General features: G+C 60.1%; 18 protein-coding genes. 12 read left to right on the top strand and 6 right to left on the bottom strand.

The features are described from left to right. Window positions 1-103: 103 nt before the first annotated feature. Window positions 104-1495, bottom strand: coding sequence for an MFS transporter (locus VNZ93_RS04145; RefSeq protein ID WP_325700459.1), 1392 nt, complete (start codon window positions 1493-1495; stop codon window positions 104-106). A gap of 467 nt (window positions 1496-1962) precedes the next feature. Between VNZ93_RS04145 and guaB the strand changes: the two genes are divergently transcribed. The 5 genes from guaB to VNZ93_RS04120 all read left to right on the top strand — a co-directional run bounded on the left by guaB (window position 1963) and on the right by VNZ93_RS04120 (window position 8354). Beyond that, the gene (gene guaB / locus VNZ93_RS04140; protein WP_325700457.1) at window positions 1963-3456 is read left to right on the top strand and encodes an IMP dehydrogenase; all 1494 of its coding nucleotides are present in this window, start codon (window positions 1963-1965) and stop codon (window positions 3454-3456) included. Window positions 3457-3463: 7 nt separating this feature from the next. Beyond that, entirely contained in the window at window positions 3464-3889 is a 426-nt protein-coding gene (locus VNZ93_RS04135; protein ID WP_325700455.1) for an MAPEG family protein, read from the top strand. Between the two features lie 7 nt (window positions 3890-3896). Beyond that, entirely contained in the window at window positions 3897-5198 is a 1302-nt protein-coding gene (locus tag VNZ93_RS04130; protein WP_325700452.1) for an RsmB/NOP family class I SAM-dependent RNA methyltransferase, read from the top strand. Between the two features lie 8 nt (window positions 5199-5206). Next, window positions 5207-6763 carry a glutamine-hydrolyzing GMP synthase gene (guaA, locus tag VNZ93_RS04125; RefSeq protein WP_325700449.1) on the top strand — a complete coding sequence of 519 codons (1557 nt, stop codon included), beginning with the start codon at window positions 5207-5209 and terminating at the stop codon, window positions 6761-6763. A 304-nt stretch (window positions 6764-7067) separates the two neighbouring features. Then, window positions 7068-8354, top strand: coding sequence for a tyrosine-type recombinase/integrase (locus VNZ93_RS04120; RefSeq protein ID WP_325700446.1), 1287 nt, complete (start codon window positions 7068-7070; stop codon window positions 8352-8354). Here the strand turns inward: VNZ93_RS04120 and VNZ93_RS04115 are convergent. Further along, window positions 8298-8639 carry a helix-turn-helix transcriptional regulator gene (locus VNZ93_RS04115; protein ID WP_414709980.1) on the bottom strand — a complete coding sequence of 114 codons (342 nt, stop codon included), beginning with the start codon at window positions 8637-8639 and terminating at the stop codon, window positions 8298-8300. The two genes, VNZ93_RS04120 and VNZ93_RS04115, sit on opposite strands and share 57 nt — an antisense overlap. A gap of 278 nt (window positions 8640-8917) precedes the next feature. On the opposite strand from VNZ93_RS04115, the gene VNZ93_RS04110 reads away from it, so the two are divergent. After that, window positions 8918-9760, top strand: a complete 843-nt coding sequence (locus VNZ93_RS04110) for a DUF3883 domain-containing protein (RefSeq protein WP_325700443.1) — start codon at window positions 8918-8920, stop codon at window positions 9758-9760. A gap of 44 nt (window positions 9761-9804) precedes the next feature. Here VNZ93_RS04110 and VNZ93_RS04105 read toward each other — a convergent pair whose 3' ends face one another. Next, the gene (locus tag VNZ93_RS04105) at window positions 9805-10410 is read right to left on the bottom strand and encodes a DUF6036 family nucleotidyltransferase (RefSeq protein WP_325700440.1); all 606 of its coding nucleotides are present in this window, start codon (window positions 10408-10410) and stop codon (window positions 9805-9807) included. Continuing rightward, a complete protein-coding gene (locus VNZ93_RS04100; RefSeq protein WP_325700437.1) occupies window positions 10407-10766 on the bottom strand; it encodes a hypothetical protein in 360 nt (119 codons plus the stop codon). The genes VNZ93_RS04105 and VNZ93_RS04100 overlap by 4 nt, the downstream gene beginning before the upstream one ends. A gap of 461 nt (window positions 10767-11227) precedes the next feature. Between VNZ93_RS04100 and VNZ93_RS04095 the strand changes: the two genes are divergently transcribed. Genes VNZ93_RS04095 through VNZ93_RS04085 form a run of 3 tightly spaced genes read left to right on the top strand, consistent with a single transcriptional unit; the run spans window position 11228 to window position 17296 of the window. After that, a complete protein-coding gene (locus tag VNZ93_RS04095) occupies window positions 11228-14212 on the top strand; it encodes an ATP-binding protein (RefSeq protein WP_325700433.1) in 2985 nt (994 codons plus the stop codon). Continuing rightward, on the top strand, window positions 14209-16011 hold the full coding sequence (locus tag VNZ93_RS04090; protein ID WP_325700430.1) for a response regulator receiver domain: 1803 nt from the start codon (window positions 14209-14211) through the stop codon (window positions 16009-16011). The genes VNZ93_RS04095 and VNZ93_RS04090 overlap by 4 nt, the downstream gene beginning before the upstream one ends. Next, the gene (locus tag VNZ93_RS04085; protein ID WP_325700427.1) at window positions 16004-17296 is read left to right on the top strand and encodes a DNA cytosine methyltransferase; all 1293 of its coding nucleotides are present in this window, start codon (window positions 16004-16006) and stop codon (window positions 17294-17296) included. Before VNZ93_RS04090 ends, VNZ93_RS04085 begins: the two co-directional genes overlap by 8 nt. Window positions 17297-17377: 81 nt before the next feature. Here the strand turns inward: VNZ93_RS04085 and VNZ93_RS04080 are convergent, their stop codons facing one another. Together VNZ93_RS04080 and VNZ93_RS04075 are read right to left on the bottom strand one after the other, a co-directional pair. Next, window positions 17378-18091, bottom strand: a complete 714-nt coding sequence (locus VNZ93_RS04080; RefSeq protein ID WP_325700424.1) for a hypothetical protein — start codon at window positions 18089-18091, stop codon at window positions 17378-17380. Then, window positions 18063-18782, bottom strand: a complete 720-nt coding sequence (locus VNZ93_RS04075) for a hypothetical protein (protein ID WP_325700421.1) — start codon at window positions 18780-18782, stop codon at window positions 18063-18065. Before VNZ93_RS04075 ends, VNZ93_RS04080 begins: the two co-directional genes overlap by 29 nt. Before the next feature lie 227 nt (window positions 18783-19009). Between VNZ93_RS04075 and VNZ93_RS04070 the strand changes: the two genes are divergently transcribed. Genes VNZ93_RS04070 through VNZ93_RS04060 form a run of 3 tightly spaced genes read left to right on the top strand, consistent with a single transcriptional unit; the run spans window position 19010 to window position 23614 of the window. Continuing rightward, a complete protein-coding gene (locus VNZ93_RS04070; RefSeq protein ID WP_325700417.1) occupies window positions 19010-20059 on the top strand; it encodes a DNA cytosine methyltransferase in 1050 nt (349 codons plus the stop codon). After that, the gene (locus VNZ93_RS04065; RefSeq protein WP_325700414.1) at window positions 20046-23210 is read left to right on the top strand and encodes an ATP-dependent DNA helicase; all 3165 of its coding nucleotides are present in this window, start codon (window positions 20046-20048) and stop codon (window positions 23208-23210) included. Before VNZ93_RS04070 ends, VNZ93_RS04065 begins: the two co-directional genes overlap by 14 nt. Then, the gene (locus VNZ93_RS04060; protein WP_325700411.1) at window positions 23210-23614 is read left to right on the top strand and encodes a very short patch repair endonuclease; all 405 of its coding nucleotides are present in this window, start codon (window positions 23210-23212) and stop codon (window positions 23612-23614) included. The genes VNZ93_RS04065 and VNZ93_RS04060 overlap by 1 nt, the downstream gene beginning before the upstream one ends. The last annotated feature ends 81 nt before the right edge of the window (window positions 23615-23695 follow it).

Here is a 23695-nt window from a genome sequence, read left to right as displayed (position 1 = left end):
GATGTCTCCGTCTCCCGCAGGGATTCGCGTACTGGATTCGCGCATAGATTCGCGAAGTCCATAGAAGCACCGCGCTTTACCGCTGACCAGTCCGATGGCCCTGTTACGGGTTCCGGTTGGCGAGTTCCGCACCTGCATCTTTCGGCAGTTGCGCGAAAATCAGTGCGGCACAGGCGGATATCGCCGCCGTGATGAGAAATGCGAGCGCGAAATCGTCGGCGCCGATGGTCGGTTCCAGCTTGAGATGCACCGACGTCTCCACGATCAGCGCGCCGAGCGCGACGCCGGTCGAGATCGATAATTGCTGCGCCACGCTCATCAGTGCGGTCGCGCGGCCGACCCGCTCCGGTTCCACCTCTGCGAAGGCTATGGTGTTGATGCATGTGAATTGCAGCGACCGGAAGAAGCCGCCGATCGCCAGCAATCCGAAGATCACTGCCACTGGCGTGGCGATGGTGAACAGAGAGCAGATGGCGAGAAATGCGGCGCTGATCAGTGCATTGATAACGAGTACGGCACGGAAACCGAACTGCCGCAGCACGCGCGCGACGCCGAGCTTCATCGTGATGGCGCCCAGCGCGGTCGCAAAGGTGATGAGGCCAGATCGAAAAGGCGTCATCCCGAAGCCGATCTGCAGCAGCAGCGGCAACAGGAACGACAGCGAGCCCATGCCGAGGCGGAAGAGGAAGCCGCCGCCAATGCTGGCGCGGAAGGTAGGCAGCCGCAGCAGCGAGAGGTCGATCACCGGGTTCGGGATGCGCCGGCTGTACCAGACGTAGAGCACGATCGCGACGGCGCCTCCGGCGATCAGACCCACCGACACCGTCCAGGGCAGGAAATTCAGCCCGAGCACCGAGAAGCCGAAGGCCACCCCGGCGATGCCGAGACTCGCGATCACCATGCCGACGAGATCGAACCGCGCCGGCTCCGGGGCGCGGATATTCTCGATATAGCGCGTGACCAGGACGATCCCGATCAGCCCGATCGGGATATTGATGATGAAAATCCAGTGCCACGTCGCATAGGTCGTCAGGAAACCGCCGACCGGGGGCCCGATAACCGGCCCGATCAAGGCCGGGACGCTGACCCAGGCCATTGCGCCGACCAGTTCGCGCTTGCTGATGGTGCGCACCAGCACCATCCGGCCGACCGGCGTCATCATCGCGCCGCCCATGCCCTGAACGATGCGGGCGATCACGAAATCGGTAAGCGAGCCGGAAAATGCGCAGCCGAGCGAACCGATCATGAAGACCGCGATCGCCGTCCGGAATACGGTGCGCGTTCCGAAGCGGTCCGCGACCCAGCCGCTCGCCGGAATAAAGACGGCGAGTGACAGCAGGTATGAGGTGATCGCCAGCTTCAGCGCCAGCGGGTTGGTCCCGATGTCGTCGGCAATGGCCGGCAGAGAGGTGGCGATGATCGTCGAGTCCATGTTCTCCATGAACAAGGCAACGGCGACGATCAGCGGTACGAGGCGGTTCGGGGGGAGGGCCATCGGCGAACAGAGACCTTTTCGGCAAGACGCCCCGATGGCGGAGCGCAGGTGATGGGCTTGTTGCCGCAAAGGGCGGCAGAGTCCGCAGGTCGCTTGTTGCCCTGCTCTTAAGGCCGCCGTCTGCCGTTGAAAAGCCGCGCTGAAGCAGGTGAGCCATCCGCTAGGCGAACGGGGCAGGGAGCTGCTTCACCCCAGAAAACAGGGCGACGGAGCCCCGAATCGTCTCTCCGCGTCAGGATATTGTGGGCGCCGTTCTTTGCGGGAAGCGGCTGCACACTTTTCCCGTCCGTGCTCTAGGAATCGTGCCTGCGGCGTGATAACGACCAGCGCCAATCCAAAAGCAGGCCCGGAACGGGCCCGTTTTGCCGGCGGGGTTCGCTCCCCGCGGGGTTGTCGTATAACCCCTAAGGTTCCTGTCGCACCTTTGGCATTCGGGTATCCGATGGCCCCGGGTAACGGAGTTGGCGATGCCGCGCTTTCCAATCGATGCCCCTCGCGAAGCCTTTACGTTCGACGACGTGCTGCTGAAGCCGGGCCTGTCGGACGTGATGCCCTCGGATGTCGATATCCGCTCGCGCATCACCAGGTCGATCGCGGTCAATATGCCGATCCTGGCCTCGGCCATGGATACCGTCACCGAGGCGCGAATGGCCATCGCCATGGCGCAGGCGGGTGGGATCGGCGTCCTGCATCGCAACATGGAGCCCGAGGATCAGGCGGCCCAGGTCCGGCAAGTGAAGAAATTCGAATCGGGCATGGTGGTGAACCCGCTGACCATCCATCCCGACGCGACACTTGCCGATGCACTGAAGTTGATGGCGGATCACCACATTTCCGGCATTCCGGTGGTGGAGCACACGCATCATAGCGGCCCGGCGAAGCTGGTCGGCATCCTGACCAACCGCGACGTGCGGTTTGCCCGCGACCCGCGGCAGAAGGTCTCCGAACTGATGACCAAGGATCGCCTGATCACCGTGCGGGAAGCGGTCGAGCAGGAGGAGGCCAAGCGGCTCCTGCATCAGCACCGGATCGAGAAGTTGCTGGTCGTCGACGACCAGTACCGCTGCGTCGGCCTGATCACGGTCAAGGATATCGAGAAAGCAGTTGCCAATCCCAATGCCTGCAAGGACGAGCAGGGGCGACTGCGCGTCGCGGCCGCGACGACGGTCGGCGACAAGGGCTTTGCACGCACCGAAGCGCTGATTGCGGCGGGCGTCGATCTCGTCGTTGTCGATACGGCGCATGGCCATTCCGAGCATGTGCTGGCCGCCGTCAACCGGATCAAGAGATTGTCGAATTCGGTGCAGGTGGTGGCCGGCAATGTCGCCACCACGGAAGGGACGCAGGCGCTGATCGACGCCGGCGCGGACGCCATCAAGGTCGGTATCGGCCCCGGCTCCATCTGCACGACGCGCATCGTTGCCGGTGTCGGCGTGCCGCAACTCACCGCCATCATGGACAGCGTCGAGGCGGCGAAGAAGCAGGACATCCCGGTGATCGCCGACGGCGGCATCAAATATTCCGGCGATCTCGCCAAGGCGCTCGCCGCCGGCGCCGACTGTGCGATGGTCGGCTCGCTGCTCGCCGGCACCGACGAAACACCCGGCGAGGTGTTTCTCTATCAGGGCCGTTCCTACAAAAGCTATCGCGGCATGGGCTCGGTCTCGGCGATGTCGCGCGGCTCCGCCGACCGCTATTTCCAGCAGGACATCAAGGATACGCTGAAGCTGGTGCCGGAAGGCATCGAAGGGCAGGTGCCTTACAAGGGCGCCGCCGCGACCGTGCTGCATCAACTGTCCGGCGGCCTGCGCGCCGCCATGGGCTATGTCGGCGCCCGCACGATCGAGGATCTGCATAAGAAGGCCGAGTTCGTGCGTATCTCCAATGCCGGACTGCGCGAGAGCCATGTCCACGACGTGGTGATCACCCGCGAAAGCCCGAACTATCCGAGCCGGCTGTAGGCTGATCATGTCGGTTGCCAGCATCCTGCTTCCGCTGTTCGTTCAGGTGGTGCTGACATTGGTGCTGGGCTTCATGCTGGCCGGCGCGCGCATGAAGCCGCTGGTCCGCGGCGAGATCCGGCCGGAGCAGGTGGCCTTGCGGCAACCCAACTGGCCGACGCGGACGCTGCAGATCGGCTATGCCTTCCAGAACCAGTTCGAAGTTCCGGTGCTGTTCTATGTGCTGACGATCCTGGCGCTTGTCACCCGCCACGCCGATCTGCTGTTCGTGGTGCTCGCTTGGATTTTCGTAGCGTCGCGGCTGGTACATGCCTTGGTGCATGTCACGAGCAACAATCTGCGCGCTCGCGGCGGATTCTTCGGCATCGGCGTTCTGGTCATCGCCATCATGTGGCTGATCTTCATCGTGAAGATCATGCTCGGCCTGCCGTGAGACAACGATGACACCCGCCGCGCGGCTCGCCGCCGCCATCGAAATTTTCGGAGCGATCGAACAGAATCGGATTCCAGCGGCCGATGCGCTGAAGGAGTGGGGCAGGGCGCACCGGTTTGCCGGATCGGGCGACCGCGCCGCGATCGCCGGGCTGGTCTACGATACGCTGCGCCGGAAAGCCTCCAGCGCTTTCCTGATGGATGCGGCGACGCCGCGTGCGATCGTGCTCGGCATGTTGCGGCGCGAGCGTGCACTGTCGACGCAAGCCATTGCCGCGCTCGCCGACGGTTCACGCCACGCACCGGCACCGCTGAGCGACGAGGAGCATCGCCGGCTCGACCATGAAACAGCCGGCGGCATGCCCGCATGGATTGCCGGCGATTATCCGGAATGGCTCGACCCGCAGATGCAGGCGAGCTTTGGCGATCTGCGCGCGCAGGAGGGGGCGGCGCTGGCGTCGCGCGCGCCGCTCGATCTGCGTGTCAATACGCTGAAGGCGACGCGTGCCGAGGCGCAGGCGGCGCTTTCCGATCTCGCGGCAGTGGAGACGCCGTGGTCGCCGACGGGTTTGCGCATCGTGCTGCCGCCGGATGCGAGAAACCCCGGCATTCACGCGGAAGCCGCCTTCATCAAAGGCGCAATCGAGGTGCAGGACGAAGGCTCGCAGCTCGCGGCGCTGTTTGCCGGCGTGCAGCCCGGCGAGCAGGTGCTCGATCTGTGCGCCGGCGCCGGCGGGAAAACGCTTGCTCTGGCCGCGTCGATGCAGGGCAAGGGGCAGCTCTACGCGACCGACAGCGACAAGCGGCGGCTCGCGCCGATCTACGAGCGGCTCGAGCGGGCCGGCGCACGCAATGTGCAGGTGATCGCGCCGCGCCGCGACGGCAACGAACTGACCGCACTGGCCGGGCGCTGCGATCTGGTGCTGATCGATGCGCCATGCTCCGGCACCGGCGCCTGGCGTCGCAACCCCGACGCCAAATGGCGCATGCGGCCCGGCGCACTGGAGCAACGGCTGCGCCAGCAGGCCGAGGTGCTCGACCGCGCCGTCACCTCGCTGAGGCCGGGCGGGCGCATCGCTTATATCACCTGCTCGGTGCTGGAAGAGGAGAACGGCGCGCAGATCCGCGCCTTTCTCGGCCGTCATCATGCCTTCTCGGTGCTTCCACCCGCCTCCGTCATCGCGGCGTTAGGCGACGCCGCACCGGCATTCCGGACTGCCGCGCTGCTTAGTGGAGAAGGGCTGCTGATGACGCCGCGGCGGACGGGCACCGACGGCTTCTTCGTTTCGATCCTCCGGCATCAGGATTAGGCGTTAACATGAGCGATCACGATAAAATTCTCATCGTCGACTTCGGGTCTCAGGTCACGCAACTGATCGCCCGGCGGGTGCGGGAGGAGAAGGTCTATAGCGAGATCGTGCCGTTTCAGAAGGCGGCGGAGGCTTTCGCCCGGATGAAACCCTCAGGCGTCATTCTCTCGGGCGGCCCTGCCTCGGTGCATGCCGACAATGCGCCGCTGGCACCGCCGGAGATTTTCACTGCCGGCGTGCCGGTGCTCGGCATCTGCTACGGCGAGCAGGCGATGGCGCATCAGCTTGGCGGCAAGGTCGAAGGCGGACATCATCGCGAGTTCGGTCGCGCCGAACTTGAGGTGACCGACGATGCGAGCCCGCTGCTCGAGGGCGTCTGGCAGAAGGGCGGGCGTTATCCGGTCTGGATGAGCCACGGCGACCGCGTCACGCAACTGCCGCCCGGTTTTCGCGTGCTCGGCGTTTCCGAGAACGCGCCGCTGGCGATGATCGCCGACGATACGCGGCGCTTCTACGCCACTCAGTTTCATCTGGAGGTGATGCACACGCCGCAGGGCGCGGCGCTGCTGCGCAACTTTGTCCGCAAGATCGTCGGCGCGAAAGGCGACTGGACGATGCGGGCATTCCGCGAGGAGGCTATCGACAATATCCGCGCGCAGGTCGGCAACGGCAAGGTGATTTGCGGCCTGTCCGGCGGTGTCGATTCATCGGTGGTGGCGGTGCTGATCCACGAAGCGATCGGCTCGCAGCTCACCTGCGTGTTCGTCGATCACGGACTGCTGCGCAAGGGCGAAGCGGAGCAGGTCGTGTCGCTGTTCCGCGACCACTACAACATCCCGCTTGTTCACGTGAACGCGTCCGATATGTTTCTCGGCGCGCTTGCCGGCGTCACCGATCCCGAGGTCAAGCGCAAGACAATCGGCAAGTTGTTCATCGACGTGTTCGAAGCCGAAGCGAAGAAACTCGGCGGCGCGGAATTTCTTGCGCAGGGCACGCTCTATCCCGACGTGATCGAGAGCGTATCATTCACCGGCGGACCGTCGGTGACGATCAAGTCGCATCATAATGTCGGCGGCCTGCCGGCACGCATGAACATGAAGCTGGTCGAACCGCTGCGCGAACTGTTCAAGGACGAAGTGCGCGCGCTTGGCCGCGAGCTCGGTCTGCCGGACGCATTCGTCGGGCGGCATCCCTTTCCGGGGCCGGGACTGGCGATCCGCTGCCCGGGCGAGATCACGCGCGAGAAGCTCGACATCCTGCGCAACGCCGATGCGATCTATATCGACGAGATCCGCAAGGCCGGTCTCTACGACACGATCTGGCAGGCATTCGCGGTGATCCTGCCGGTGAAGACGGTGGGCGTCATGGGCGACGGCCGTACTTACGATTTTGTTGTCGGTCTGCGTGCCGTCACGTCGACCGACGGCATGACGGCGGATTTCTATCCGTTCGACATGGCCTTCCTCGGTCGCGTGGCTACCCGCATCATCAACGAGGTCAACGGCGTCAACCGTGTGGTCTACGACGTGACGTCCAAGCCGCCGGGAACAATCGAGTGGGAGTGATTCCACGTCTGACAGCGGCTGTCGATAACAGTCGCTTTTCTCTTATAAGTGTCTGAAACAAATATTATTATCTGTTTTTTGTGGTCGATGGCAGTCGACGGCGATCACTCTATGCTGTCGTCCGATCTGACGGTACGACTTCGGCGTCAATTCCAATGCCCACCTCCTACCGTCAGCCCCAATCCGACCATCATTTTCCGCAAGCTATTGCAATATCGTCAGAAAAATAAAGATTGACGGTAAATCGTCTGACGGTAAAAAGTCTGGAATGTACCCATTTTGTTCTCAATGTGGAGGCTTTCCGATGTTGACGGATGCTGCTCTCAAGTCTCTCAAATCAAAGGGAAAACAGTACAAGGTCTCTGACCGTGACGGTATGTATGCGGTCGTCTCGCCTGCTGGGGCGGTTACCTTCCGCTACGACTACCGTCTCAACGGCCGGCGGGAGACGCTGACGATCGGGCGCTATGGGAGAGGCGGGATTACGCTCGCCGAGGCCCGCGAGAAGTGTCTTGCCGCCCGGGCCGAAGTGGCCAAGGGCAATTCGCCGGCCCTCGAAAAGCAGCGGGCGAAGCGCCGGCTGTCGGACAGCGAGACCTTCGAAGCCGTGGGAAAACGCTGGTTTGCGGATGCGCAGATGGCGGAAAGCACGCGCTCGATGCGCAAGACAATCTACAATCGAGACATTCTGCCGGCGTGGAAAAACCGTCTGCTGACCGAGATCCTTGCGGACGATCTGCGCGCCCTGTGCATGAAGGTCAAAGACCGAGGGGCTCCCGCCACGGCCGTCCTGGTTCGAGATATCGTCAAACAGATCTACGGCTTTGCCAACGCTCACGGCATCAAAGTGCCCAACCCGGCCAGCGAGGTGGGACCTTCGTCAATCGCAACCTTCACACCGAAAGACCGCGCGCTCACGCCGTCTGAAATTCGCATCGCCTTCAACTTGGTCGGGCAGGTTGCGACTCTTCCCACGATCAGGCTCGGACTGAAATTCATTCTGCTGACCATGGTCCGCAAAAGCGAACTGCTCGACGGGGTCTGGGACGAAGTCAACTTCGAGCGGGCGGTCTGGAGCATTCCGAAGGAGCGTATGAAGCGAAAGAAACCGCACAATGTCTATCTTTCGCAACAGTCGCTCGACATTCTCGTTGCGCTCAAGACGTGCGCCGGCAATTCGCGGTACATTCTTCCGTCCCGCTATGACGCCGACGCACCGATGTCGCGCGCGACCTTTAATCGGATCACGATGGCGGTGGTCGCCCTCGCCAAAAAGCAGGGCCTGCCGCTGGATTCGTTTACGGTCCACGATCTGCGCCGCACCGGTTCCACCCTTCTGAATGAGTTGGGATTCAACAGCGACTGGATCGAGAAGTGTCTTGCGCACGAGGACAGCCGCAGTTCGCGAGGTGTTTATAACAAGGCCGAATACGAGCAGCAGCGCCGCCACATGCTTCAAGAATGGGCCGATCTTGTCGATGCATGGATCGAGGGCAAAAACCGAACGCCCGCGCTTTATCCGCCGCACATGCAGTTAGTCGCCTTCGACGGAGCCGCTTTGCCGGCGGCTTCGTCTGTGGGGACGGACTGACGGCAACCGTTTGGCTTGATGCGCGTCCGACTTCTGTCGGCGCGCATCAAGCCAAGCTTCAACCTCGGCGAGATTCCAGACCACGCAACGCTCCGTGATAAAGAAGCGGCGCGGAAATTCTCCGCGTTGCTCCAGCTCATAGATCGTTGAATCGGCCAATGGAACAAGCTGATGCAACTCCGGGCGCCTTATCGTGCGTGCGCCCGACAGTAGCGATGGAAGATTTCGCGTCCGCTTGCCATCCTGAACCGCTCTTGCGGCTGACTCTTCCGGTCGTCCGAGCATCCCGAGCGGTTTTCCGGGCTCCGGTACGGCAGATTTCCTTTCGGTTTTTTTCATATTTCGTCGCTCGTCTCTATCGGTCTTTGTCTCTCATCAAACGTCATGGAATGACTGATGAAAAGAGACAGCCGATGTCGATCGTAGAAACGGCGGCAATCACCTAGACCGGAGTTGTTCCGTGGTCCGATGGTTTCGCGCAAACGTAACCTTTCGCGACGTCGCTCTTCGGTATTTGCGTCGCTCTCGCCGCCTGGTACGTTGTGGCGGTTTGGAGCTGGGGATTGAGCGACACAGATTTCCGCATCGGAGGTACGGCATGGACGGAAAGCGAGGTTTCCGCCGTCGTCGATAGCTATTTCCGAATGCTGGCCTTGGAAAAGGCTGGCGCCCCTTACAATAAGTCTGAAAATCGGCGCCGGTTGATGGCGGTGGTCGGTCGCTCAGAAGGGGCGATTGAACGGAAACTGCAAAATATCTCCGCCGTTCTGGATGAGGTGGGTGTGCAATGGATCAACGGCTACAAACCGCTGGCGCACTACCAGGACAGTCTTGTGGTTGCGGTCGAACGTGTTCTCCGCCGAGAGCCTCGGTTTCTTTATCCTGAAGACGTGAACACCCCGTCGGCAACGGGCAGGGGAGATGTTCTTGTCCCTGCGCCGTCTCTTGCCGGATCGGATACGTCTCTCACACCCGCAGTGCGGCGCTTGGTGGGCGACTTTGATCCCGCCGAACGGGATGCGCGAAATCGCGATCTGGGCAGGGCTGGCGAAAAGTTCGTTGTGGAATTCGAGCGCGGCCGGCTCCGCCAGGCCGGGCGGGACGACTTGGCGGACGGCGTGAGGTGGGTCTCCGATTTGGACGGCGACGGCTACGGTTATGACGTCAGATCTTTTGAAACCGACGGCCGGGAGCGGTTGCTGGAAATCAAGACGACCTGCGGTCACGAGCGAACGGCATTCTGGCTTACCAGGCGGGAGGTCGACGTTGCTGCGGAAAAGAGCGAGATTTATCGGATTCGGCGCGTGTTCCACTTCCGCAACAGCGTGCGGATGTTTGAGATCGCCCCGCCGTTGCATGAAGGTTTGCGGATGACTGCGGCGACCTTTCTTGCGACTCCCAAATAGCGAATGCTGATCGAATTGTCGCTCACGCGGGCGCTGCACGTTCTTCAATTCGCCGCTTTGGCAAGTCGCTCGACGAAGGCAAGCGCCCGTTCCGAAATTTCGGCATCCAAATCGGTCGCCTTGATTCGATCTTTGATCAGCTTCGGATCGAGCGGCCGAGCCGCGTGGTACGCTTCGATAAATTCCTTGTCTTTCTCCGCTAGTCTGGCGAGCTTTGAGACGACCACATCCTCGGGACAAGGCGTGATGGCAAGGACGGGTCGCCCGTCGACGTCAACCGGACGAGATATGGCCCTCGTTGTCCAATCACCCGGCAGACGCGCGGTGTTCTCGTCGACGCCGTCGATGTAAAAGCCGTGCTTGCGATGAAACGTCGATCCTTCACCAAACAAGGCGGCGATTTCCTCGGACGCTTCGGGATCGTCATCGGGATCGATTGCCTTCCTGGTAACCTCCCAAATCTTCGCGTTTCCGGGGTAGGCGTCGATTTCTCCGGACGTCCGCATGATCGCCGGCGCATCGGGCCATGACAATAAGATGCTTTGGCTGCCGATGATGAAGACCTTGTCGGTCTGGAATTGCCGCGCGATAGCCTTTACGGTCTCAATGAGGTCTTCGATCGTTCTGACAAGAGATCGTTCGCTCGTCACGCCGTCATCCGCAGACCGCGTGTGCGATCGTCCTCCGTCGACCTGACGGCAATGCGCTTCGCCGCCCGCCAGATCCGACGCCGCAAGGCCTCGTCTTCAAAGTCGACGCCCTCCGCCAGCACGAACGGGGATGACAGTCGCAGGCGGGTCATTTTCTCGTCCCGGCAGGTCAACCGATGTCGAATTTCGGACACCGGAAGTTCGAGGAGTTCGTTCCAGTCATGAACGAAAGTGTAATTGCCGAAGCGATCCGCACTCCTGCCAAGTGACACTTTCGCTCTTTCGATCAGCGAAGGGTCATGACTCAACCGCCGCGCAATAAGCCGATGCATCATCAGCTTCGCAGTGTCGTTCACCCGCTCTTTGTCGACTTGGTTCGGCATCGCTCTAAAAGGATAGGCTCGGGGCGGTAAAAAACCAACTACGTGATATGTGTGCCAAGATCGTACAGTTATCGACTGTACGTCTCAGCGTATTGATAAACATATGAATTTTGGTGCCGAGCGGGTCGCGCAAGGGATATTTCGCTCCTGCTGCCGCCGCGACCATGGAATTGCAGCCCTGCGGCCGGCCAAATCGATCAACTTGCAAAGTATCACCCTAAGCTATTGAAAACAATTAGCATTCTTGATGATGAGCGCGACGGTTGTGATTTTGACAGGTTGCATCGCGCGTGTGGTATAGGCTCTGCTAAGATATTGGTGATATTGGTGTTCCGTCAGTCCCTTGCGGGCGGGCAAAAGCGCCGTTTGGGGCCGGCTCGGCGCAGGCAGACAATACAACCGGCTCGCGGCGTCGGGGGGCGCTTGAGAGCAAGATGCCGCACGGGAAGACTTCCGAAAGCAAAGGGCGCGGGTTGCGCCAACCGAACGGCGTTACGTTCCAGACGCGCGCCCGCACGATCGACCATCTCGGTCGAGGACAGATCGCCGATGCGCCGACGGCGGTGAGCGAGCTCTGGAAAAACGCCTACGACGCTTATGCAAAGGATGTGGCGCTCCACATCTTCGACGGCTCGCCCGAAGTTGCGCTGGTTGTCGACGACGGCGCGGGCATGTCGGTCGAAACATTCCGGTCACGATGGCTGGTGATCGGCACCGAATCGAAGATCGAAGACGGTGAGACGACGCCGGTCGATACGTTCGGACTGCGCAAGCGGGTCAGGCAAGGCGAGAAAGGCATCGGTCGCTTATCGGCGGCGTTCCTCGCTCCGGTCTCGCTCGTTCTTTCGAAGACGCGCAATGATCGGTTCGCGGCCGTTCTGGTGGACTGGCGGCTTTTCGAAAATCCCTTTCTGCTCATCCAGGATATCCGCATCCCCATCGTCGAATTCGACGAGCCCGGCGACATCGGACGTCTGCTGAAGGGGATGGCCGATATTGTGCGCTCCAATTTCGGCGTCACGGCCGGGGAGGCGAAGCGCGATCCGGATTCCCGTGTTGCGCGGTTGTATGACGGGTGGCGCAGGTTCACGGACTACGAGCATTCGCAGAATCTGGACACCTCCACGCACGAGGAGCTCGACGCTTTTTGGTCGCTGCCGATCCCCATCGAACCGCGGCATTTCAACGAATGGCCGGTTTATTCGGGGCTGGGAACCCACGGTACGGCGCTCTACTTGCTTGGAGTCCATCACGACCTGGCGCAATGGGTTCAACCCGGACCGGAAGACGACGACGAACGCGCGACCGTGCGGGATCTTTTGTTCAGGACGTTGTCTGGCTTCGTCGATCCGTTCGCCAACAAGGACCCGGACTTTACCTATGAGGTTCTGCTGCACTTCGGCGAAAGGACCAGGCGGGTTCTGGCGTCAAAGGACGTGTTCGGTTACGACGATCTGATGTCGCTTGAGCACGTCATCGACGGCGCATTCGACGCACGGGGCCGCTTCAAAGGTCGAGTGATTGCGTTCGGGAAAGACCTGGGGCTGCAAGAATTCGTTCCCGGTCGTCCGCCCTCGCCGAACCGCCGCGATCAGGTCGGTCCTTTCAAATTCTGCATCGGTACGTTTGAACAAAATCCCGAAAACACGACGCATACCGAGCAGCAGTTCGGTCAACTTATGAGTCAGGCCGAAAAATATGCGGGGCTTGCCGTCTACCGCGACGAACTTCGCGTCATGCCTTACGGCAGGCCTGACAGCGACTTCTTCAAAATCGAGGAACGAAGGACGCTCCATGCGGGTCGAGAGTTCTTCTCTTTCCGGCGGGTATTCGGGCGAGTAGCCCTCTCGCGCCTGACAAACCCGCATTTGAAGGACAAGGCCGGACGAGAGGGGCTGGTCGAGAACAAAGCGAGACGCGAGCTGCAGATTCTTGTGATCGATTTGCTGAAGGATTTTGCCCGCCGTTTCTTCGGCACCGACGCGCCGATCCGGAAAGAGCATCTGGAGGAGGTCGCCGCCCGGACCAAGGCCGGCAGGGATGCGACGGAAAAGCTGCGCTCTGATCAGCGATCGACGCTTCGGAATTTCATAAAGGCAAACGAACGGCCGATGGAGGCGACGCGGACCAGGATCGCGCAACTCAGATCTAAGCTCGATCAGGTCGTGAAGTCGAAAGACAGTCGGCAGATCGCCGTCATCTCCTCCGAGGTCCGGAACCTGAGCCGCGAACTCCAGGACTTCAAGCCGCCTCCGGCCCCCAGGAAGCTCGGCAACCTTGAAGACGTATATCGACGATACCGGGACTTGTTCGGAGCCGTATCCGATGAAGCCGTTGATCTGCGATCGGCGCTCGTCGATGCGGAAGTAAAGATCGGCAAAGATGATCCTGCGGAGGTGGTCGCCGCTCGCGTCAAGGCGAATACCGAAGCAATCGCGACATTTCTCGGTGAGGCGCAGCGATCATTCCTCGCCAAGTTCGAGGCGCTGCAAGCCGAGTGGCGGGCGGCCGTTCAAACGGACAAGGAGCGCTATCCCGAAGCGGCCGCACCCTATGCGAAAGGCCGCATCAGTCAGGCCGCGCTCGCATCTGTGCTCGGCTTGGTCGACCAGCGGCGCTCGGAAATAGAGTCCGATCTTCGGTCGAAATACTCGGCCCTGTCCAGGGCGCTCGATCGTCTGAAAGAGGGCATTGATCTGGAAGAAGCCTTGTCGGTCATCGACGATGATCGCGCCGAGCTGGAAGACAGGTTGCGGGACATCTATCAGGTCGCACAACTCGGTATCGCCGTGGAGATCATCGGACACGAACTTGAAACGCTCGACGTCGAAGTCCGAAGAAACCTCGAAAAGCTGCCGTCGGACATCAAGGCGTCGCGACCCTATAAGCTGGCGTTTGAAGCCCACTCCGCGTTGACGGACAAGCTTAAGTTTCTTGCTCCGCTCAAGATCGCCGGTTATCGCAATCGCGAACGAATCACCGGCGCCGAGATCGCCGACTATATTCAAGAGTTCTTCGAGCGGCGCTTTCGTACCGAGAAGGTGGCGTTCGACGCGACCAAAAGCTTCAAGGGCATCGCGTTCAACGATCTGAGGTCGCGCATCTACCCGGTGTTCGTGAACCTCGTGAACAATTCGCTCTACTGGCTGCAGTTCGTTCAAGATCGCCGCATCGTCTTTGATTTTCGCGACGGCAAAGCCGTGATTTCGGATTCAGGTCAAGGCGTCGACCCGGACGACGTGGGCCGGCTGTTTCAGCTTTTCTTCACCCGACGGGCCAAGGGTAGGGGATTGGGCCTTTTCCTTTCGCGCGCGAACCTCGCCGTTGCCCGCCATCACATCCGTTATGCGACCGGAGAAGACCCGCGGCCCTTAAAGGGCGCAAATTTCATTATCGAATTTCAAGGTGTGGAAACGTGAGCGTTAATTACGAAGAAGCGGTCAAGTCGACCTTTATCGGAAAATTGAAGAGCGTGTTTCTGGTCGATGACGCATTCCCGACCTACTCCGAGATGTTCGGTGATCGTGCGAACTTGGATAAGTTCGGGGAACACGACCGCGCGCGAAAGCTATATACGGCCTTTCGCGGCAATCATCTTCCCTGTGACATCGAAAATACGTTCACGTCCGGCGATCTTCACATGGTCGAGAGATTGCGGAAGTGCGATCTTGTCGTGCTCGATTTTCATCTGGACGGAGAAGGAGGGGACAATTCGAAGTCGATCGAGATACTCCGAAAGCTGGCCGACTCTCCGCACTTCAATACGGTTGTAGTCTACACGAATGCGGACCTTAAAGAGGTTTGGCTCGATGTTGCCGCGAATCTTCGGCCGGATCTGCGACTCGATCCATATTTGAGTGCGAACGAAATCGAAGCGGCCTGGTGGGCTTCTGTCGATATCGACAAGCTGCTGCTGCCGACGAGCGATGCTCTTGCTTCATATCTGACGCGGGGGATCGATGCGGTCGACGGGAATGCAAAACGTGAAATGGTCGCTCGGATCAAGGAAACGCTCGGAGACGAAAAAGGAACAAAAGAAGACGGAAAAAGAAAACCGAATCTGGGTACGATGACGGAGATATTGCTGCGGCGCGCTACCGATAAGCGTCGCCCCGCGGTGATCGGACGACTGGACCAGGAAGATCGTCTGGGCCCCAGGTCCCTTCAGGGCAAGTACGCGCCCGATGGTCCGCATTGGTTGCAATGCCGCGGTTGTTTCATAGCAATCGTCAAAAAATCGGATGCCGATAACGAGGCCGACCTTCTGATGTCGGGTCTTCGGTCTGCTCTTCTCGATTGGAAGCCGAATTTTCTGCAAATACTGGTTTCCGAAATCCAGAATAGGCTGGAGCTGGACTCGGTCGCCGCCGATCCGAAGGTCTTTTCAGAGGCCAATCGTCAGGTCGCGCTCAGTCACTATTTACTGGAGCAACTGGACGCCAACGAAGATCCCGAAAGCGCCATCGAGAGCGTTATCGACCGCATCGTGGAGACGTTGCGTCTCAGAATATCGAGTGATTCGAGAATACGCGAATTTGCCGGGAAAGTGCTGGCTGATATTCGCTCCGGCCTTGGCGACAAGTTGGTCCAAGGTGATCCGATGGCCAAGGCGGCGGCTCTGGCCCACGTGGAAGATCGCGTCGATCCGAACGGCGTCATCTCGTTCCTGAACGCGTTCGTCTCAACGGAGACCTTTTCGAAGTCGCGCATTACGACCGGCAGCGTCTTCAGTGTCGGGGAAGAGTTCTGGATGGTCGCGACACCCGCATGCGACTTGACCTCTCGCTCCCCCGGCGCCGCCCAGGAGTGGATGAAGAACATTCATCCCATTCGCGCGATGACCGCGATCCGTCTCCGGAAAAAGAAACTTCAAGACGCCCTGAAGAAAGCCACCCAAGGACGACATGCGTTTATCCTCCATCAGGACGAAACGCTTTGTTTGTCGCTCCTCGACCATACCACCGCCACCCCGGACCCGGAGGTGTTCTTCACTCTGGAGTCGGGCAAGGTGACGTCTGTTGAAGGGGGGCTTCCGACCTTTCGCGCCATTCGGGTGTTGCGTGCCGACAATGCTCCCCAATTGTCCGAAGCGGCCGAATACACCGTCATAGGTCAACTTCGCCCGAACTACGCCAGCCGCGTGTTGCAACTCACCGGCGCTCACCTGTCTCGTATCGGTATCGACTTTTTCAACGTCGGGGACGATCGCGATGAGTAAGGCGGCGCCTTCGGCCCGCGATCTCATGGGCGTATCGGTCGTGCAGGCCGCGACTTACCAAGCCCGAATCCCGGCTTTTCTCGCCGTCGATTTCTTCAGCGGCGCCGGCGGCACGACGCGCGGACTGCTTGACGCAGGCGGATACGTGATCGCCGGAATCGACAAGGACGTCGGCTGCGAACGTACTTTCGTCGACAACAACAACAACACGACGTTGGATCGGCGTCCTCCGTACTTTCTTTGCCGCGATATTTTTCCGGCCTCAAATACGCATCCGGAAGGGCAGCAGGAAAAGCTGGAAAAGGAGCTTCATCTTCTCATTGCGAAATATCGCAGTCTTGCTCCGGGCGTGCCCATACTCTTTGCGATTTGCGCACCCTGTCAGCCGTTCACGACGCTTGCGCGGAAAGACTTGTCGGAGAAACGTATCGAGCGAAGGCAGAAGGACAAAAACCTGCTGTCGGAAGCGTTGAAATTCGTGCAACGATTTGAACCCGACATCGTGCTCTCTGAAAACGTCGCAGGCATATCGGATCCGAAGTTCGGAGGAATCTGGACGGCGTTCTGCGAAGGACTGCGCGAAAATGGGTACGCGGTCGGTACGGATGTTGTTTGCGCGTCCAACTTCGGCGTTCCGCAGTATCGGAAGCGCTCCATTCTCGTCGCCGCGAAGCGGTCGAAGGTCAAAGGCGACGCCGCCAGAACCGGAGAGCTGGCCATTCCATTGTCGTCGACTTCCAGCCTGTCAACTTCGGTCAGGCAGGCGATTTCTCATTTGCCGAGAATCGAAGCCGGGGAATTTCACCCGAACGTTCCCAACCATCGTGCGCGCAGCCTCAGCGATACGAATCTGAAGCGGATCGCGTCGGCGAGGCCGGGGGAGAGCAACAACTACCTTTCATCGACGCCATACGGCGATCTGTCGCTGCCATGTCACCGGCGCGTCAACAAGAAACTGAAGACGGCCTGTTTTACCGACGTCTACACACGGATGAGCGCAGACCGCCCGTCGCCTACGATCACCACCAAATGCCACAGCATATCGAACGGCAGGTTCGGTCACTACGACACGACGCAGAACCGCGGCATTTCCTTGCGCGAGGCGGCGGCATTGCAGTCATTCAGGGACGATTACATTTTTTATCCGGAGGATAGAGTTTGTACGGTCGCGAGAATGATCGGCAATGCGGTTCCCCCGCTCCTTTCGAAGTCGTTTGCGGAGTTCGGTTTGACCCTTCTTGACCGAAGATCGTTCCGATCCGGTCGATCTGCGGACCGAGCCTGACAAGCGGCGACTTCCAGGACATCCGGGTCATGGTTGCGGCCCATCTTCTCGCCGCCGGTCGACGCCGGATTCGCGGTTTGGCTAGGGCTTCGAACGGGGCACATAGCTTCTGATCAACATCGTCTTGCGCGGTTCTCCGTGCTTTGCCTCGAATACCAGATACTTCCCGCCGGGAAGAAGCGGCTGGTCGGTCATCGGGAAACCGTTCGCTTCGGCTAACGCACGACGGGCGTCGAGTTCGCCTTCGGCCAAGATCAAATAGGCCTGCTCGATGCACGAACCGGGAAAATGAGTCGTCGGATCGTAACCTTGCATCTTCTTGTAAGTCGCAAGCAAGTTGTCGCTGAGAAAATAGAAGTCCTCGCGCATCAGATCGCGCTCTACAGCATCATCGGTGAGGATACTGTAGAGCCGCTCCATCAAAGCGAGCTTTTCACCGCCTTGTGCGTCGACCGGCAGCGACAGGTCGGGACGGGCGTTGAACCCGCGATGAAGCTCCCGATGACAGGGGCCGCAAAGCGTGATGCCGTTCCCGGTGTCGAACTGCGCCCCGACAATGAACGACTTGCGGCAAATATGGTGAGCCGAGAGACGGCGGCGCGAATGGCAATCCACGCACCGGTGCCCGTCACGCTCCCTGATAAACTCGCTCCAGCGGCGCAGGCAGCGATCGCGGGACAAGCCGTCGGCCAGCGCGGACTTAAGCCGCTCAAGTCGGATCGTGATCGCCGCAATATCGGGAACGGCGGTTCGTTCAATCATATCGCTACCTCTCCCAATGAACTTCGACGGCAAGATATTCCGACAGAACGCATCGGACCCGCACGCCCCCGTCTTCCAGCACCGCGTATCGGTAGATTCCCTCCTGCACGATGACCCAGGGACCGGCCATGTCCTCGCCGGTGAGGAGTCGCGTCATCATGCGGCTTCCGACGTCCGGCCAGGGAGCGAGGTCGATTTCGCTCTCTCCCTCGAGTTCCCGACGCTCCGTCGGCGTCATGCCGACCAGCGGGTAAACAAAGACGCTGGCCGGGCTCTCCAACATCGGTTCACCAAATTCAAAATAAGCGTGCCCGCGTGCGTTCTTCAGGATCACCCGTTCGATGCGCTCCGTGTCCGGCTTACATAGGACGCGCGTTTCGCCGCCCGACGTCCTGAACTCGGTTTTGAATCGGTCGATGAGGGCGCGGAGACCTGGGCTTTCCGTCAACGCGCGCGCCGCGCTTCCGTTTGTTTGCTTTTCCAGTTCGGTCGAGCCGGCCAGCACGCAACTGAGGAAGGTTGCGGTGTACTGCTCATCCAATGAAAAGCCCGTGTTGCATTGTCTGCAAACCGTCACCACCGGCAGGTGATGCGGACGCGGCTTGAGCAGCAGGCTTTTTGAGGGGACGTGATCTTCACTCTTCTCAAGATCGGCGAGCGACCGCGCGCAATGGATACACCACGATTTAAGCCGTCGGTCGGCGAATTCTTCGGTTTTTTGCATCGCAGCGCGCGCCCTTTGCGAGGCGGGGATCGAGGACCGGCGAGAGATTCGGATGTGCGTCCGTCGAAATGTCAGTGCGTCGATCGTCTTGAGGATGACGAAAGGCAAATTTAATCAATCGGTTAGTCTTTGCGCGCGAAACGCGCTTGAGTGCGGCTCGACAATTGAGCAAATATGCAACTCTAGGAATCTCTGCGCCTCGTCGGAGGTGCCAATTCTTTTATAAAATGAAAAAATTTACTGCGATCGACCTGTTTTCAGGCTGCGGAGGATTAACGCTCGGACTGAAGCTTGCCGGCTTCAGGGTCTTGGCCGCAGTCGAGTTGGACGAGCTTGCCGTCCAAACATACAGGGCGAATCATCGCGGGGTTCGAATTCTACACGATGATATTCGTCGGATCAAAGCCAGGCCGCTGCGGGCGAGCCTTAAGCTCAAACCCGGCGAGTTGGACCTCTTGGCGGGATGTCCTCCTTGCCAGGGGTTTTCTTCGCTGCGCACGCGAAACGGCGCCAGGCAAAAACGGGATCGTCGCAATGGGCTGATCCGGGAGATGATGCGCTTCACCCGCGCTTTCCTTCCGAAGGCGGTCATGATGGAGAACGTTCCGGGACTTGCGCAGCATCGGTCGTTTAAGACGCTGTGCCGCGATCTCCGAAAGCTCGGGTATAAAGTCACTTGGGATATCAAGGACGCCCGTTACTACGGCGTTCCGCAACGTCGCAAGCGACTGATCCTTATCGCAGGCCGCGGATTCGATATTCCGCCGGCGAAAGAATCCGCGACGTTGAAGACCGTGCGCACCGCCTTTGCCAATCTCCGCAAACCCGGCAAGAGCCGCGACGCGCTCCAGAATCTCTCCGAACAGCGAAGCGCCAAGGTGCTTGAATTGATCAAGGCCATCCCCAAGGACGGCGGCAGTCGCGGCGATCTGCCCCGATCGCGGCAGTTGGAGTGCCACAAGCGTGTAAACGGCTTCAAAGACATCTATGGCCGCATGGCTTGGGACCGGCCGTCGCCGACGATCACAGGCGGGTGCTTCAATCCCTCAAAGGGGAGGTTCCTGCATCCGGCCGAAAACCGTGCGATCACGCTTCGCGAAGCGGCGATCCTGCAGAGCTTCCCCCGTCGCTATCGCTTTCCCATCGACGCGAGCAAGGAGTCGGTCGCGCTCATGATCGGCAACGCGCTCCCGCCGACATTCATCAAGTGTCACGCAAACCAGATCGCCAAGTCGCTCAAAGCCGCCCGCAAAGAGTCGGCTCATGACGCCCGCTGAAATCGAAACACTGCTGTTTGCGGGGCTGACCGACGATCAAAAAGCCGCCGTGAAGTTCGCGAAACGGCGGCTGCTTGTGGTCGCCGGGGCGGGGTCCGGCAAAACCGAGGTGATGGCGCGCCGTATCGCCTGGTGGGTCGGCGCCAAAGGTGTTTCCAAGGACAACATCGTCGCGTTCACCTTCACCGAGCGCGCCGCCGAGGAAATGAAGTTCCGAATCCGAGGCTGGATCGAGAAGATCACACCCGCGGGTCAGGAGGTCTCTCTCGGAAATATGTATATCGGCACCATTCACGGATTTTGCATCGCCAAAATCCGTGAATTCTGGCCGGACGAGTACCATAACTACGACATTCTCGATGAAGCCTCGCGGTCCGCTCTGATCTTGCGCGGGTTCAACGGCGTGCTGGCGTTGCAGCCGCTTCGGGCGGCGCTCGGCCTCGGCCAATACGCGACGATCGACTCGTTCATGCAGGCCTACGACCAACTGCACGAACATAACGTCTTCAAGATCAAATTGCCCTCCGACGATCCGCCGTTTCAGTTGGGAGAAGAAGAACGCGAGTGGTGCCGGCAGGCCGAGCTTCAGACCGATACGGGCGAAACGCCCGCCGCCGAAGCCTTCGCCAAGTCGGCCGCGCGGTACTACGCCTATTTGCGCTGCCGCCGCTTTCTGGATTTCAGCACGTCGCAATCCGAATTTATCCGCAGGCTCGCCGCGGACAAGCAAAGAAGACGGCAGATCGAAGAGACCGGGATTCATCTGGTCGTCGACGAGGTGCAAGACATCAATCCGGTTCAGCGGCAATTGATCGAACTCTTGAGCGGCCAAACGGGCCGCCTGACGGCGGTCGGCGATCATCGCCAGGCCATCTACGGCTTCCGCGGCGCCAAGGTCGAGATCATCGCCGAACTGTGGGAAGCCTTTAAGAAGGCACCCGACGCCGGCGTGGTCGATCTCAAGGAGAATTTTCGCTCGACGCCGCGCATCATCGATCTCGCGAACCGTTGGACCGATACGCTGTCGCCTCTGCGGACGATGAAAACGCCGGCGATGAAGCACGGTAATAAGAGCCGAAAGGACTACAATCGATCCCATGTGGCTCTGATCGGTTTTGACAGTCGCGACGACGAAGCGGCGTGGATTTCCGACGCCATTCGCGCACTGGTTCCCTCCGAGCAGGAAGGGGCCTTGCACGACAAGAAGGACGGCGCCGTGCGCGGGTTGGCGCTTTCGGACATCGCCGTGCTGGTGCGGTCGTCGACAAGCGTCAGGGACTACATGAGGGCGCTCGAAACGGCCGGAATTCCCTGCGTGGTTCGGGCGGGACCGGACCTTTTTTCCCAGCCTGAAATTCTCCTCATGCTCGGCGCCTTGGGAGTGACATCGGGTCAGGAAGAATTCATTGGGAACGAGCACAATCCCAAAAGCATACCGAACCGCATCAAGGATGTTTTAGGGTGCAAACCGCGGCCGACCGATGTCATCAAGGCGGCGGCGCGGCTGCTTCGCCAATCGGGTCTCAGCTTTGATCGCGAAGCCGAAGACCGGCTCTTGCTCGCCGCCGAGGCGATCCATCGGCGGGTCGCCGAAGGCCGCTCTTACACCGCGGCGCAGGTGGCCGGTTTGCGGACGCAGAGTCTGCGGGATTATTTGACGTCGAGAAATTCCATACGCCGCGTCTTTCCCCAGCAGCTCTTCCACTTCCTGCTTTCGGAGGCGGCGGTCGACGCTTGGGATACCTGCGAGGGGCGCGGCCAAACAGCCATGTTCCACCTGGGTGCGCTCAGCAGCATGATCACCGGAATAGAGACGCCGGGATGGACCAGCGCGCAGGACTACCGTTGGCAGATCATCGGCCTTTGCCAATACGGCGCAGAAGAGGGGCGCGTCGAAGAGCAGCCGCTCATGGTTCAACCCGATGCCGTATCCATCAGTACGATTCATTCGGTGAAAGGGTTGGAGTTTGCCGCGGTGTTTTTGGCGGACGTACAACCGCAGCGCTTCCCGAGCTCCTTCGCCAAACGCAAAACCAATCTGCCGCTCGACGGAAAGATAACGCGCCAAATCGATATCGACGGCCTTTCCGACAACGACAACCACGACGGCGAGCGAAGGCTTATGTATGTGGCGCTTACGCGCGCCGAACGGTTCCTTCTGATCAGTCACTCGGGCAACAGGACGTCAAAATTTGTCAAAGAGCTGAGGACGCTGATCGCCGACACGGGCGGCAGCGTGACGGATGATTCCGAGCAGATCCTGCACGATCTCAAGTATGCGCCGAAGGAAACCCGTCGTGATCTGCATCTCGCGACATCGTTCTCCGATCTCCGGTATTATCTCGAATGCCCGCATGACTTCTATCTTCGCAAGGTACTCGGCTTTGCGCCCACCATCGACCAGGCCTTCGGCTACGGACGCGGCGTCCATAATCTTTTGCGCGCGATCCATGCGGACCCGAAGAAATGGGCCGCGATCGCCGGTGACAAGGCGGCCCTTGGGCGGGAAATCCAGAAATTAATCGACCGCGGCCTTTTTTATCTCCGTTACACGACCGGCGATCCTGCGGACAATATGCGCCGGAAGGGCGGCGCCGTCGTCGCCGACTACGTCAAGCACTATGCGGAGGAACTGGCCAGGCTGAACTTTGAACCCGAAAAAGCGTTCGAAACGTTGGTCGGCTACGGGGACGGCGAGGGGGGCGCGCTTATTTCCGGTGCGATCGATATCGTGCGCCAGGACAGTCCGCCGCGCGTCACCCTGATCGACTTCAAATCCGGCGATCCGGACTCGGATAACCACCAAAAGCTGGACGAGCAGGAGATGAAGCTGCAGGTGGCGATCTATGCAGTGGGCGCCAAGAAGGAGTTGGAATATCAACCCGAAAAGGGCATGGTTCGTTATCTCGGCGTGGAGCCGGGCGCACCATCATCGGAACGCGAACTGGAAGTGCCGCTGGATGACGCTTCGATCGCAGAAGCAACGGCTCTCGTTTCGGCGACGGCCCGCCGTATTCGGGATCGACACTTCGCAGCGGGACCGCAACAGGATTCCAAGGGCGGCCCGCGTTGCCCCGGTTGCGATTTCCTGGGTTTGTGCGGAATGAAGCAAGCCGCTGCGCATAAGAAAGTCGGCGGACGAAAGCGCTAATGGCGGACGTTTTCTCGCCGCAGAAGCGTTCCGAGATCATGTCGCGGGTTAAGAGCCGCGGCAATCAACTCACGGAAATGCGTCTGATCGAATTGTTCCGCACGCACGGTTTCGTCGGGTGGCGCCGTAACGCGCGACTTTTCGGACGGCCTGATTTTGTTTTTCGAAAGCAACGGGTGGCGGTATTCGTCGACGGGTGCTTCTGGCATGGATGTCCTCGGCACGGATCAGTGCCGGCAAGCAATCGCGAGTTTTGGTCGGCAAAACTCGAGCGCAACAAGAAACGAGACCGTCTTGTCGTCAGGGAACTGAAGAAGAGAGGCTGGACGCCGTTGCGGATCTGGCAACACGAACTTAAGCGGCCCGGTCCTCTGGTCCGGCGTCTGGAAAGGATCTTGAGATAACGTTTTTCATGAATTTGGCGACCTCAGGCGCATTTTTCATGACTCGTGAATATTTTTCACGACCGGGGACTGCCGGAGGCA

This window comes from Pseudorhodoplanes sp. (assembly GCF_035565795.1).
GTDB lineage: Bacteria > Pseudomonadota > Alphaproteobacteria > Rhizobiales > Xanthobacteraceae > Pseudorhodoplanes.
Note: the sequence above shows the minus strand (reverse complement) of the source record. Positions and strands in the feature narration are given on the sequence as shown.